Raw genomic sequence first — 13171 nt, 5'->3', positions numbered from 1 at the left:
CCCCTAAAGGGGCAAAAGCAGGGGCGCAGCCCCGCTTTTGAGGGGCGCGGGGAACTGCGCGACCAGCCCCCACCGGCCCGCAGCCGAAAACAACCGGCAGCCCCCGCGGAGCGGTCAGCGGAGGATGCCCTCCAGGAAGTCGCTGCCCAGGCGCGCCACCATCGTGACGTCCAGCTGGTGCAGGACGTACCGCCCGCGCCGGCGCGTGGTCAGCAGCCCCGCCTTCTTCAGCACGCTCAGATGCCGCGATATCTCGGGAGCGGTCATCCCGTGCGTCTGCGCCAGCTCGCTCGTGGTGAACGCGCTGCGGGCCAGGCTCCGGCACAGCCGCATCCGCATCGGATGGGACAGGGCCGTCATCCGCAGCGTCAGCTGCTCGACGGAGGTCGGGACCGTCAGCTCCGGTGAGCCGACCGGATAGTGGATCACCGGCTGCCACCCGTACCGGTGCAGCACCATGAGATGCGGCCAGCCCAGGCTCGTCGGCACCAGCAGGAGACTGCCCGCCCGGATCGACGTACGGCCGTGGCCCAGCTTGTCCACGACGATCCGGCCGGCGCCCTCGTCGAGCGTCACCGCGGCCGACACGGACGCCAGGGCCTCGCCAAGGCCCAGGCGGCCGAGCAGGTCCGTCTTGCGGCGGGCGTCCGCCGCGAGCTGGTGGCGCAGCCGGGACCAGGTGTCGGCGAAGAAGGCCTCGTCGCAGTCTTCGAGGAACTGCCGCAGCCAGGCCCGGATCCGCGGCGGGTCGGCCAGCAGCCGCTCGGTGAAGTCCGCCGGCCGCGGCCCGCGCGCGGCGGCCAGTTCCAGTGCCCGCCGCCGGGACACGGGGTCGGCCAGGGCACCGGCGCCCTGCATGTCGTACGGGAGCGCGCAGGTGAACTCCAGGGCCGCGTCCACGAACTGTTCGTCCGTGAGCTTGTCGAGCAGGTCCAGTTCCTCGGCGAGGGTGGCGCCGGGGAGCGTGTTGCCGCCCGTCGCTCCCGCGTACGGCAGGAACAGGTCCGAGAACGTCGTCCGCCACAGGAAGTCGGCCTCGCACATCCGGTCGGCCAGATGCGGATCGAGGCGGGCGGTCACACCGGTCGCCCAGCCCTGGAGGCCGGGGTGGTGGCCCGGCTCGGCCAGCGCGTGCAGTGCCATGCACAACTCGGCCAGGGGCGAGGGCACGACGGCCACCCGCTCCCTGCGCAGCCCGGAGATGTCGATGGTCACGCTCATGACCTCATGGTGCACCCCGCCACCGACAACGCGGCCCCCGATTGACGAGCGCCGTCAATCCACGGGACGGCGGGGGCGGACCCGGCGCACGCTGGGTCCACCGGGGCACCGCGGGGCCCACGGAGAACGCCCGGAGCCGGAACCGGTGTCGCAAGCGATGCCGGAACCGGACCCGGCAGACGTCCGTACCCGTCCCGAGAAGGCGATCCGCCATGAGCATCACGCAGCAGTACCTACTGGACACCTATCGCGCCCGGCAGCACGGCGACCCGACCCCGCCCGCGCCCGGCACCCACGACTGGCAGGTCATGCGCGAACTGCCCGACCACCGGCGGTTCCGCGCGGTCCTGGCGGGCCGCCCCGCCCGGGGGCGGTCCCGTGCACGGGTACGGGCGGCCTGGGCGCGCCTGTTCGCCCGCCCGGCCGGGAAGGCCCGCCCGAGTGGGAATGCCGGTACGAACAGGCAGGCCGGCCCGGTGATCAGCGGGGAATGCGCGCCGCGAACTCCCAGACGGCGGCCCGTACGTCGTCCGCCGTCCACTCCAGGCCCGGCGCGCCCACCGTGACCTCGGTGTACGCGAGGCCGGGCCCGCGCCGGTCCCAGACCTGCGGGAAGAGCGACACGCCCGTCTCCTCCGCCTGCAGCGTCCCGGCGTCGGTCAGGTCGTCGGCCTCGTACGGCAGCCACACCTGGAACTGGTGGGTGTGCGGCTCCTCCGGGTGGACCCGCGCCCAGGGGAGCCCCGCCGCGGCGAACCCCTCCCGCAGCGCCGCGGCGACCACGCGCGCGTGGGCCACGTACTCCGGGAGCCGGGGCAGTTCCCGCTCCAGGCCGATCAGCGCGGACAGGGCGGTGGGGAACTGCTGGAGGATCTGGCCGCCGTACCGGTGGCGCCAGGCCTTCGCCTCGTCGACGAGCGTCCTCGGGCCCGCGAGCGCGGCGCCGCCGAAGCCGCCCAGCGACTTGTAGAAGGACACGTAGACGCTGTCCGCGAGGTCCGCGATCTCGGCCGTGGAGCGGCCGAAATGGCTGGTGCACTCCCACAGGCGGGCCCCGTCGAAGTGCACCACGGCGTCGCGTTCGCGTGCCGCGTCCGTGACGGCGACCAGCTCCTCCCAGGAGGGCAGCAGGAAACCGGCCTCCCGGAGAGGCAGTTCGAGGAACAGTGCCCCGAAGGGCTCGTCCAGGTCGCGCACCTCGCCGGCGGAGGGCATCCGCGGCTCGCGCGTGGGATGCACGGTCCGCAGACCGCTGAGGGTGCTGAGGGAATGCCTCTCGTGGACCTCCGGGTGCGACAGGGGATGCATCGCCACCGTCGCACTGCCCGTACGGCCCGCCCAGCAGCGCAGCGCCACCTGCTGGGCCATGGTCCCCGACGGGAAGAACGCGGCGGCCTCCTTGCCGAGCAGGGCGGCGACCCGCTCCTCCAGGGTCTCGACGATCCCGTTGCCGTACATGTCCACCGGCAGGTCCAGGTCGTACACGTCCGGCGCCGCTTCCGTCAGCCCGGTCAGCAGCTCACCGACCGTGCCACGGAAACCGGGCCGCCACAGCGCCCGCCGGGCCCCTCGCCAGGCGACCCTGCGCCGCTCCCGCCGCTGTTCGGGCGTCTGCTCCGCCACTTCCGACCCCTGTGCCGCATCGCTCATGCTCCGGATGATGCAGGACGCCGGGACGAGGAGCACGCGAATTCGACGGTGGCCTTCCTGTCACGGCCCGTGGATTTCCCACAGGCTGTGGACAAGAACCTGTGGACAGAAAAACGGCCTCGGACCGATCGCGTTAACATGACGAGAAAGCGTCCGGTACCCCGAGCGGACTGGAACGGAAGGCCGCCGTCGAGTGAGTACATTCCCCCAGGCAGACCCCAAGGACCGCCCCGCGCGCCTCACCGTCGGCGTCGTCGGCGCCGGGCGGGTGGGCCCCGCGCTGGCCGCGTCGCTGCAGCTCGCCGGGCACCGCCCGGTGGCCGTTTCCGGGGTCTCCGACGCCTCCCGGCGCCGCGCCGCGCAACTGCTGCCCGACGTGCCGCTGGTGACACCCGAGCAGGTCTTGGAGCGGGCCGACCTGGTCCTGCTGACGGTCCCCGACGACGCCCTGCCGGGCCTGGTCGAAGGGCTCGTCGACACCGGTTCCATCCGGCCGGGCCAGCTCCTCGTGCACACCTCCGGACGGTACGGGTCCAGGATCCTCGACCCCGCCCTGCGCGCCGGGGCACTGCCGCTCGCCCTGCACCCCGCGATGACGTTCAGCGGCACCCCCGTGGACGTACAGCGGCTCGCCGGATGCTCCTTCGGGGTCACCGCCCCCGAGGAACTGCGACTGGCCGCCGAGGCCCTGGTCATCGAGATGGGCGGCGAGCCCGAGTGGATCGCCGAGGAGTCCCGGCCGCTCTACCACGCGGCCCTCGCACTCGGCGCCAACCACCTGGTGACCCTGGTCGCCGAGTCCACGGACCTGCTGCGCACGGCCGGCGTCGACGCCCCTGACCGGATGCTGGGCCCGCTGCTGGGCGCCGCACTGGACAACGCCCTCAGATCGGGCGACGCGGCCCTCACCGGACCGGTGGCGCGCGGCGACGCGGGCACGGTCGCCGCGCACATCACCGAGCTGCGCGCGCACGCCCCGCAGACCGTCGCCGGCTACCTCGCGATGGCCCGCGCGACGGCCGACCGGGCCCTCGCCCACGGCCTGCTCAAGCCGGAACTCGCCGAGGACCTCCTGGGCGTACTCGCCGACGGCCCCGACGGACCGGACGTCCCCGAAGGAGACGTCCGATGACGCGCGCGGGTTCAGGCCCGGGCGCCGAAATCCCGGGCGCCCGGAACTCGGACACCGGGGCAGGCACGGCGCCGGCCGCCGGGAACGGAGCAGCCCGATGACCACCGTCCTGCTGAGCACCGCCGACGAGCTCCACGCGCGCGTACGCACGGGCCGCCGCGCCGTCGCCATGACGATGGGCGCCCTGCACGAGGGCCACGCCACCCTGATCCGCACCGCCAGGGAGCTCGCGGGCGGCGACGGCGAGGTCGTCGTCACCGTCTTCGTGAACCCCCTCCAGTTCGGCGCGGGCGAGGACCTCGACCGCTACCCGCGCACCCTGGACGCCGACATCAAGATCGCCGAACAGGCGGGCGCGGACGTCGTGTTCGCCCCTTCCGTGGACGAGGTCTACCCGGGCGGCGAACCCCAGGTCCGGATCAGCGCGGGACCGATGGGGGAGCGCCTGGAGGGCGCGACACGGCCCGGGCACTTCGACGGCATGCTCACCGTCGTCGCCAAGATGCTGCACCTCACCGCGCCCGACGTGGCGCTGTTCGGGCAGAAGGACGCCCAGCAGCTCGCCCTGATCCGCCGCATGGTGCGCGACCTGAACTTCGGCATGGAGATCGTCGGCGTCCCGACGGTGCGCGAGGCGGACGGCCTCGCCCTGTCCAGCCGCAACCGCTACCTGTCGGCCGGTGAGCGCCGGACCGCGCTCGCCCTCTCCCAGGCCCTGTTCGCGGGCAGCGACCGGCACGCCGCCCAGGAGGCCCTGTGCGCGCGGGCCCGCGAGGTGCCCGCCACGCACGCGCGTGCCGAGGCCCTCAGCGCCATCGGCGAGTCCCGCGCCGCCGCCGACACGCACGCCGTCGCGAAGGCGGCCCCGGGGGGCCCCGCCGCGGTCCGCGCCGCCGCCCGGCTGGTCCTCGACGACGCGGCCCGGCTCAGCCCGCCGCTCGCCCTGGACTACCTGGCGCTGGTCGATCCGTCCGACTTCACCGAGATCCCGGACGGCCACACCGGTGAGGCGGTCCTCGCCGTCGCCGCCCGGGTCGGGGCGACCCGGCTGATCGACAACATTCCTCTGACCTTCGGAGCCGCCTCGTGACCAGCACAGGCACCAGCACAGGCATACGTCTGCACGCGCCCGCACCAGGCTGGTCCCTCACCGCCGACGTCGTGGTCGTCGGCTCCGGAGTCGCCGGACTCACCACCGCGTTGCGCTGCGACGCCGCCGGTCTGCGGACCGTCGTCGTCACCAAGGCCCGCCTCGACGACGGCTCCACCCGCTGGGCCCAGGGCGGCATAGCCGCGGCCCTGGGAGAGGGCGACACCCCCGAACAGCACCTCGACGACACCCTGGTGGCCGGCGCCGGCCTGTGCGACGAGGACGCCGTGCGCATCCTCGTCACCGAGGGCCCCGACGCCGTACGCCGGCTGATCGAGACCGGCGCCCACTTCGACGAGTCCGAAGCGGGCGATCTGGAGCTGACCCGCGAGGGCGGCCACCACCGCCGCCGTATCGCCCACGCGGGCGGCGACGCGACCGGCGCCGAGATCTCCCGGGCCCTCGTCGAGGCGGTCCGCGCGCGCGGTCTGCGCACGGTCGAGAACGCGCTCGTCCTGGACCTCGTCACGGACGACGGCGGACGTACGGCGGGCGTGACCCTGCACGTCATGGGAGAGGGCCAGCACGACGGCGTGGGAGCCGTCCACGCGCCCGCGGTGGTCCTCGCGACCGGCGGCATGGGTCAGGTCTTCTCGGCGACCACCAACCCGTCGGTGTCCACCGGCGACGGCGTGGCGCTGGCCCTGCGGGCGGGCGCCGAGGTCTCCGACCTCGAATTCGTGCAGTTCCACCCCACCGTGCTGTTCCTGGGCGCGGACGCGGAGGGCCAGCAGCCGCTCGTGTCCGAGGCGGTCCGCGGCGAGGGCGCCCACCTCGTCGACGCGCACGGCGAGCGCTTCATGCTGGGGCAGCACGAACTGGCCGAACTGGCGCCCCGGGACATCGTCGCCAAGGGCATCACCCGGCGCATGCACGAGCAGGACGCCGAGCACATGTACCTGGACGCCCGGCACTTCGGGGCGCACATGTGGGAGCACCGCTTCCCGACGATCCTGGCCGCCTGCCGCGCCCACGGCATCGACCCGGTCACCGGGCCGATCCCGGTCGCCCCGGCCGCGCACTACGCCTCCGGAGGGGTGCGCACCGACTCCCGGGGCCGTACGACCGTGCCCGGCCTGTACGCGTGCGGCGAGGTCGCCTGCACCGGCGTCCACGGCGCCAACCGGCTTGCCTCCAACTCCCTCCTGGAAGGCCTCGTCTACGCCGAGCGCATCGCGGCGGACATCGCGGCCGGCCACGACGAGAACCCTCCCGGAGAGGAACGGCAGGACGGGACCCCTCAGGAAGAGGGCCCGCAGGACGAGAACCGCCCCCACGCGCGCGTGCCCTCGTCCGGCGCCCGGCCGGAGAGGCCCGACCACCCGCTGCTCGCCGCCGAGGCCCGGTTCGCGATCCAGCGGATCATGACCGACGGCGCCGGCGTCCTGCGCTCGGCCGGCTCCCTGGAGACCGCCGCCGACCGCCTCCAGCAACTGCACGCCGACGCCCGCGACGCCCTCGACGAGAACGGCAAGACCGCCGAGCCGGGCGTCGACACCTGGGAGGCCACCAACCTCCTGTGCGTGGCCCGCGTCCTGGTGGCCGCCGCCCGCCTCCGCGAGGAGACCCGCGGCTGCCACTGGCGCGAGGACCGGGGCGAACGGGACGACGACAACTGGCGGCGCCACATCGTCGTACGGCTCAATCCCGACAGGACGCTCGCGGTACGCACCACCGACACCGCAGACTTCCCCCCGACACTTCCCCGGGCCCGCGACCTCGCGCGCACCGGGGGAACCCCCACGCCCAGCCCCCAGGAGCAGTGACAGAAGTGAGCACCCCGGACCTTCCCCTCCTCGACGGCGGTGGCTGCGGCGACGGCTGCGGCTGCGGCGAGTACAGCGCCGACGACGCGGAGTACGCCGAGTGCGGGCTCGACCCCGCCCTCGCGCAGCTCCTCGCCGACGCCGGGCTCGACCCCGTAGAGGTCGAGGACATCGCGCATCTGGCCATCGAGGAGGACCTCGACCACGGCGTGGACGTGACCACGGTCGCGACCATCCCCGAGGAGGCCGTCTCCACCGCCGACTTCATCGCCCGCGAGGCCGGAGTCGTGGCGGGTCTGCGGATCGCCGAGGCGGTCGTCTCCGTCGTGTGCACCGACGAGTTCGAGGTCGAGCGGCACGTCCACGACGGCGACCGCGTCGAGGCCGGCCAGCGGCTCCTGAGCGTCACGACCCGCACCCGGGACCTGCTGACGGCCGAACGCAGCGCGCTGAACCTCCTGTGCCGCCTCTCCGGCATCGCGACGGCCACGCGCGCGTGGGCGGACGTCCTGGAGGGCACCGGCGCGCGCGTACGGGACACCCGCAAGACGACGCCCGGGCTGCGCTCCCTGGAGAAGTTCGCGGTCCGCAGCGGCGGCGGAGTCAACCACCGCATGTCCCTCTCCGACGCGGCGCTCGTCAAGGACAACCACGTGGTCGCCGCGGGCGGCGTCGCCCAGGCCTTCAAGGCCGTCCGGGAGACGTTCCCCGAGCTGCCGATCGAGGTCGAGGTCGACACCGTGGACCAGCTGCGCGAAGTCCTGGACGCGGGCGCCGACCTCATCCTCCTGGACAACTTCACGCCCACCGAGTGCGAGGAGGCCGTGGCCCTCGTGGGCGGGCGCGCGCTCCTGGAGGCCTCGGGCCGCCTCACCCTGGACACCGCCGCCGCGTACGCGCGTACGGGCGTCGACTTCCTCGCGGTGGGCGCCCTCACGCACTCCTCGCCCATCCTGGACATCGGCCTCGACCTGCGCGACGCCCCCGAGGCGCCCTTGAGCGAGGCTGAGTAGGCATGCTGCTCACCATCGACGTCGGCAACACGCACACCGTCCTCGGGCTGTTCGACGGCGAGGACATCGTCGAGCACTGGCGCATCTCCACGGACGCGCGCCGCACCGCGGACGAACTGGCCGTCCTCCTCCAGGGCCTGATGGGCATGCACCCGCTCCTCGGCGACGAACTGGGCGACGGCATCGACGGCATCGCGATCTGCTCGACCGTCCCCTCGGTCCTGCACGAGCTGCGCGAGGTGACCCGCCGCTACTACGGCGACGTACCCGCCGTCCTCGTCGAACCGGGCATCAAGACGGGCGTCCCGATCCTGATGGACAACCCCAAGGAGGTCGGCGCCGACCGCATCATCAACGCGGTCGCGGCGGTCGAGCTGTACGGCGGGCCGGCCATCGTCGTCGACTTCGGTACGGCGACGACGTTCGACGCGGTGTCCGCGCGTGGGGAGTACGCCGGCGGAGTCATCGCGCCCGGCATCGAGATCTCCGTCGAGGCGCTCGGCGTCCGGGGCGCGCAGCTCCGCAAGATCGAGATCGCCAGGCCGCGCACGGTCATCGGGAAGAACACCGTCGAGGCCATGCAGTCCGGCATCATCTACGGGTTCGCCGGGCAGGTCGACGGTGTCGTCCACCGCATGGCCCGCGAACTCGCGGAGGACCCGGACGACGTCACGGTCATCGCGACGGGTGGGCTCGCGCCGATGGTGCTCGGTGAGGCGTCGGTGATCGACGAACACGAGCCGTGGCTGACGCTGATCGGTCTGAGGCTGGTCTACGAACGAAACGTCTCCCGCACGTAGACGCTCCGCTGGGGTGCGTGTGTGTAGGTGACCGTTGGTGGATGGGTGCGCCGTTCCCCGCGCCCCTGGGGTGAGTGGGGGTGACCGTCCGTCGGGTGGGTGCGGGCTCGCTGTGGCTGGCCGCGCAGTTCCCCGCGCCCCTGAGTGGGTGGGGGTGACCGTCCGTGGGGTGGGTGCGGGTCCGTTGTGGTTGCCCGCGCCGTTCCCCGCGCCCCTGGGTGGGTGGGGGCGGGGGATGTGCGTCGTCAGCGGTCCGTCCCATGCGGCCGCCCACAACCGACCCGCACCCACCGATTCACCCGCGCCCCCACTCACCCCAGGGGCGCGAGGAACTGCGCGACCGGCCACAGCGGACCCGCAGACACCCACCCGCCCCCGGTGGCACCCCCTAGGGGCGCGGGGAACGGCGCGGCCAAGCGCATCGGACCCGCACCCACCCACTCACCTCCGCCCCCACCCCTAGGGGCGCGGGGAACTGCGCGACCGACCACGACGGACCCGCAGACACCCACCCGCTCTCAGCGGCACCCCCTAGGGGCGCGAGGAACTGCGCGACCGGCCGCAGCGGACCCGCAGAGACCCACCTACCCCCGGCGGCACCCACCCAGGGGCGCGGGGAACTGCGCAGTCGGTCCGCAGGCATCCACCCGCCCCCGGCGGCGACCCCCGGGGCGGAGCCACGCCACGGCGTCGGTGATCTGCGGGTTTTGTCCGATTAGCGCGTATCGTCGTGATCATGCCCACGCCTCACGGATCCCGCGGCGGCATGGCGTTCGGTACGGAGGAGCTGCGTGTGCTCCGACGTGCGCTCGCTCTCGCCCTTCACCCCGGCCCGTCCTCGGCCCAGGACGTCCAGGACTGCCTCCGCCTGGCGGAGAGCGTCGACGAGGCGACCCGCGAGGGCGCCCGTCTGCGCACCTTCCTGCTGGCCGACCTCGCCCGCTACCGCGCCGCGCTGCCGGGGACGGCGGCCGGTTATCTGACGCTCATGGAGGAGGCCCTCGGCGCCGGTCACCGTCCGGTCCCCGACGACATGGCCGCCCTGCGCGCCCTGCGCGGCAACCCCGTGGCGGCCGCCCTCCTCGACCGCTGCGAGGCGCTCGTGGAGCAGGACGTGCGCACCCGTCTGGCCCGCCGCTCGGTACCGGCCTCACGCACGGGCACGGGCACCGGCATCAGCTCCGGCACCCGTACGCGGCTGACGGCGATCCCCGGCGGGAAGCCCGCCGAGCGGCCCGCCCAGGAACCGCCGCGCCGGGACCGCCCCATCCCGACCCCGGGCGAGGTCTTCCCCCCGAGGCGCAAGCCGTCGACTCCGCCTCCGGGCCCCGACACCCCTCCGCGGCAGCTCGCCGCCGTCTAGGGCACGTCCGGGGCGGGTCCGTGACCCCGAGCCCCGCCCGGCCCGGGACTCTGGCTACTCTGGACGGCATGGAATACGTCTCCGCGCTCGTGCCCCCGGTAGTGATGGCCGTGTTCTTCACCGGTCTGATCGTGACGATCGTGAAGACCCAGGGCGGTGTCAACAAGGCCAAGGAGGACGCGGTCGTCGACGCGGTCCTCGCCCGCGCGGAGCACGCCCGTCAGACCCACCGCGACACCGAGGTCTGAGCGCGGCCCCCGGCCCGCACCGCTCACGCTCACGGCACGGCGTACGACTCATGTGTTTTTCGAGTCGTACGCCCTTTTTGTTGCTGTTTGTCGGTCGACGCCACGTCCACCACGTGATCGGTGACCTCTCCCCCTATTGTTCTGGCTGTGCCTCGCCCATTGGGAGAACTCGAAGACTCGGTCATGACGCGGGTGTGGAAGTGGAACCGCCCGGTGACCGTACGAGAAGTCCTGGAAGACCTTCAGCAGGAGCGGTCCATCGCCTACACCACGGTGATGACCGTTTTGGACAATCTCCATCAGAAGGGCTGGGTGCGCCGGGAGGCGGAAGGCCGGGCCTATCGATATGAGGCGGTCTCCACCCGTGCCGCCTACTCTGCCGCACTCATGAACGACGCCTGGACGCAGAGCGACAACCCGGCCGCCGCTCTCGTCGCCTTCTTCGGCATGATGTCCCCGCAACAGCGCGAAGCACTGCGCGATGCCGTGCGTATCGTCCAAGGGCCGGAAACGCCCGCCGCGGAGAACACGGCCGCGGAGAACACGGCCGCGGAGAACACGGCCGCGGAGAACACCGTGGCGCAGAACCCGGCCACCGAGAACCCCGCCACCGAGAACCCCGCCGCCGCAGAGGGCGCGACCGGGGGATAGCGTCCGGTTCATGCCAGCAGAGCAGCCCGAAGTCAGCACTAATGCCCTCACTGTCCGCCGGGCCAGGACCAGCGATGTCCCGGCGGTTCGCGGCCTCCTCGACTCGTACGTCCGCGGGCGCATCCTGCTCGACAAAGCGACGGTCACGCTTTACGAGGACATCCAGGAGTTCTGGGTCGCGGAACGCGGTACCGGTCCGAGTTCGGAGGTCGTGGGCTGCGGCGCTCTCCACGTCATGTGGGAAGACCTCGCGGAAGTGCGCACTCTCGCGGTGAACCCCGTGATGAAGGGCGCCGGCGTGGGGCATCAGTTGCTGGGGAAGTTGCTGGAGACCGCCCGCTGGCTCGGTGTTCGCCGCGTATTCTGCCTGACCTTCGAAGTCGACTTCTTCGCGAAGCACGGCTTCGTCGAGATCGGTGAGACGCCTGTTGACACCGATGTCTACGCCGAGCTGTTGCGTTCCTATGACGAGGGCGTGGCCGAGTTCCTGGGGCTCGAACGAGTGAAACCGAACACCTTGGGCAACAGCCGGATGCTTCTGCATCTGTGATCGCCTCCGCGTAATACTCCGGACATACCTCCGCTCCCGGCCCGTCGGTCCTTGCCCGGTGCCTCTATGTCCGAAACGCGCATGTTTCCGGTCTTCGTGGGTCTCGTCGGTCTCTCCCAGGGGTTTGTGTTTTTCCATCAAAAGCGGTTTGCTTTCCGACGTACTGCAGTAGTGCATATAACAGGGGACACGAAACTGCGGCGGCTGCCGTGGATCCTCGGCCCTGAAGATATCGATGAAAGGAAATCCGGTGGCACAGAAGGTTCAGGTCCTTCTTGTCGATGACCTCGACGGCGGCGAGGCGGACGAGACCGTGACGTTCGCGTTGGACGGCAAGACGTACGAGATCGATCTCACGACTGCCAATGCGGACAAGCTCCGTGGACTTCTTGAGCCGTACGTCAAGGGCGGCCGTCGTACCGGAGGCCGTGCTTCGGGTGGCCGTGGAAAGGCGCGCGCCGCTTCGGGCGGCAGCCAGGACACCGCGCAGATCCGTGCCTGGGCGAAGGAGAACGGTTACGAGGTCAATGACCGTGGCCGCGTTCCGGCGTCCATTCGCGAGGCCTACGAGAAGGCCAACGGCTGAGTACAGCCACGGCGCAGCCGGATGCGATGGCACTCCGAGGCCATCGTCTCCACGAGTCGTACGAGATCGGGGGCGCCCCCACCGCCCCCGCCAAGCGCCGACAGCGTCGGCAGCGACGACTCCACCTCGCAGCCAGGCTCAGGGGGCCGCAGCCACACGGCGGCCCCCTGCGAGCCGGCGGCCCGGCCCTGATCCGCCCCGCCCGGCCCGGCCGCCCCACGAGCAGCAGCACCAGCACTGGTACCGGCACCGGCCTCGCCGGGGACGCCGTGCGCGCCGCGGGCCGAGCCCGGCGGCAGGGGCGCCTCCACGCGCCCGCCCGAGCCGGTCGCCCCGAGGTCCAGCGCGAGAGAGCCCCACTCCAGCCAGTCGAGGAGTCCCGGCAGTTCCTCCGCGCTCCCCGCGGCGACGAACAGCCGCATCCGGTCCGCCCGCACGGCCACCGGAGAGCCCGGCCCCAGATGCCGCAGCGCCGCCCACCCCGCCTCCGCCGGCGCCTCCAGGACGTCGAAGCGCAGCCCCGTCAGCAGGTCGAGCGGGGTGCCGGGCACCGTCGCCCACCCCAGTTCGTTCTCGTACCAGTGCCGGACCGTGTCGTCCGGACGGACCGCGTCGGGCGGGCGACGGGGAAAGGGGACCGTGGAGACCATGCAAGGCCAACCGCCAGGGGAGCGCCCGGGTTACGCTGGGTGGTCCGGCATGTGCGAAGGGTGCCCGGAAAGCGGGCGCCCGGAGGCGGTCGGCGACGCAAGGGTGTTCGCCCGTAGCGGAGGGAACCGGTGCACTCGGCATGGAGTGTCGGTGCGTACGGGTAAGACATCCCTAGTGGGAGGGGCGACACGCATGGATCGGGCATCTCGCGTTCGCCATCGGCGTACTGATGGTGGGGGTATCTGTCTGGCCTGCGGGAACATCGTCTCGCACCATCAGGTTGGAGCAGATGTCGGCGTTCGGGGTCAGGAGGCCAAGGACGGTGTCGGCAGTTGGAATGAGCGGTCCCCGCTTGCGGGACTAAGCTGCGGAAGGACAGGGAGGGGAGCG

Annotated in this window: 13 protein-coding genes and 1 pseudogene; 11 read left to right on the top strand and 3 right to left on the bottom strand. The window is 72.5% G+C overall.

Translation table 11 applies throughout. From position 1 onward, the window contains the following. Positions 1-114: 114 nt before the first annotated feature. Positions 115-1221, bottom strand: coding sequence for a DUF5937 family protein (locus ACFVH5_RS23630; protein ID WP_385835640.1), 1107 nt, complete (start codon positions 1219-1221; stop codon positions 115-117). Positions 1222-1433: 212 nt separating this feature from the next. On the opposite strand from ACFVH5_RS23630, the pseudogene ACFVH5_RS23625 reads away from it, so the two are divergent. Further along, positions 1434-1613, top strand: a pseudogene (locus tag ACFVH5_RS23625) (hypothetical protein); the annotation flags it as partial. A gap of 88 nt (positions 1614-1701) precedes the next feature. On the opposite strand, the gene ACFVH5_RS23620 reads toward ACFVH5_RS23625, so the two are convergent. Then, entirely contained in the window at positions 1702-2871 is a 1170-nt protein-coding gene (locus tag ACFVH5_RS23620) for a threonine aldolase family protein (RefSeq protein ID WP_385835638.1), read from the bottom strand. 193 nt (positions 2872-3064) lie between these two features. On the opposite strand from ACFVH5_RS23620, the gene ACFVH5_RS23615 reads away from it, so the two are divergent. The 10 genes from ACFVH5_RS23615 to ACFVH5_RS23570 all read left to right on the top strand — a co-directional run bounded on the left by ACFVH5_RS23615 (position 3065) and on the right by ACFVH5_RS23570 (position 12130). Next, positions 3065-4003: a Rossmann-like and DUF2520 domain-containing protein gene (locus tag ACFVH5_RS23615; protein WP_385835637.1), complete on the top strand. Its 939-nt coding sequence runs from the start codon at positions 3065-3067 to the stop codon at positions 4001-4003. 97 nt (positions 4004-4100) lie between these two features. Next, entirely contained in the window at positions 4101-5093 is a 993-nt protein-coding gene (panC, locus tag ACFVH5_RS23610) for a pantoate--beta-alanine ligase (protein WP_384801681.1), read from the top strand. Further along, positions 5090-6919: an L-aspartate oxidase gene (locus ACFVH5_RS23605; RefSeq protein ID WP_385835636.1), complete on the top strand. Its 1830-nt coding sequence runs from the start codon at positions 5090-5092 to the stop codon at positions 6917-6919. Before panC ends, ACFVH5_RS23605 begins: the two co-directional genes overlap by 4 nt. A 5-nt stretch (positions 6920-6924) precedes the next feature. Beyond that, the gene (nadC, locus tag ACFVH5_RS23600; RefSeq protein WP_384801686.1) at positions 6925-7932 is read left to right on the top strand and encodes a carboxylating nicotinate-nucleotide diphosphorylase; all 1008 of its coding nucleotides are present in this window, start codon (positions 6925-6927) and stop codon (positions 7930-7932) included. A gap of 2 nt (positions 7933-7934) precedes the next feature. Continuing rightward, positions 7935-8732 (top strand): type III pantothenate kinase, encoded by a 798-nt coding sequence (locus tag ACFVH5_RS23595; RefSeq protein WP_107022346.1) that lies wholly within the window; start codon positions 7935-7937, stop codon positions 8730-8732. Positions 8733-9498: 766 nt separating this feature from the next. Then, entirely contained in the window at positions 9499-10095 is a 597-nt protein-coding gene (locus ACFVH5_RS23590) for a hypothetical protein (protein WP_385835645.1), read from the top strand. A gap of 68 nt (positions 10096-10163) precedes the next feature. After that, positions 10164-10343 carry a hypothetical protein gene (locus ACFVH5_RS23585; protein WP_385835634.1) on the top strand — a complete coding sequence of 60 codons (180 nt, stop codon included), beginning with the start codon at positions 10164-10166 and terminating at the stop codon, positions 10341-10343. Between the two features lie 183 nt (positions 10344-10526). Then, positions 10527-10994, top strand: a complete 468-nt coding sequence (locus ACFVH5_RS23580) for a BlaI/MecI/CopY family transcriptional regulator (protein ID WP_385835642.1) — start codon at positions 10527-10529, stop codon at positions 10992-10994. A gap of 10 nt (positions 10995-11004) precedes the next feature. Continuing rightward, entirely contained in the window at positions 11005-11544 is a 540-nt protein-coding gene (locus tag ACFVH5_RS23575) for an amino-acid N-acetyltransferase (protein ID WP_189773262.1), read from the top strand. Positions 11545-11794: 250 nt separating this feature from the next. Continuing rightward, positions 11795-12130 (top strand): Lsr2 family protein, encoded by a 336-nt coding sequence (locus ACFVH5_RS23570; protein ID WP_030573823.1) that lies wholly within the window; start codon positions 11795-11797, stop codon positions 12128-12130. On the opposite strand, the gene ACFVH5_RS23565 is transcribed toward ACFVH5_RS23570, so the two are convergent. After that, positions 12109-12780 (bottom strand): SCO3374 family protein, encoded by a 672-nt coding sequence (locus ACFVH5_RS23565; RefSeq protein WP_385835633.1) that lies wholly within the window; start codon positions 12778-12780, stop codon positions 12109-12111. The genes ACFVH5_RS23570 and ACFVH5_RS23565 overlap by 22 nt on opposite strands. Between the last annotated feature and the right edge of the window lie 391 nt (positions 12781-13171).

Origin of the sequence: Streptomyces sp. NPDC127119 (genome assembly GCF_042677425.1) — a bacterium.
Classification (GTDB): Bacteria; Actinomycetota; Actinomycetes; order Streptomycetales; family Streptomycetaceae; genus Streptomyces.
This window is presented reverse-complemented; position numbering and strand designations above follow the sequence as displayed.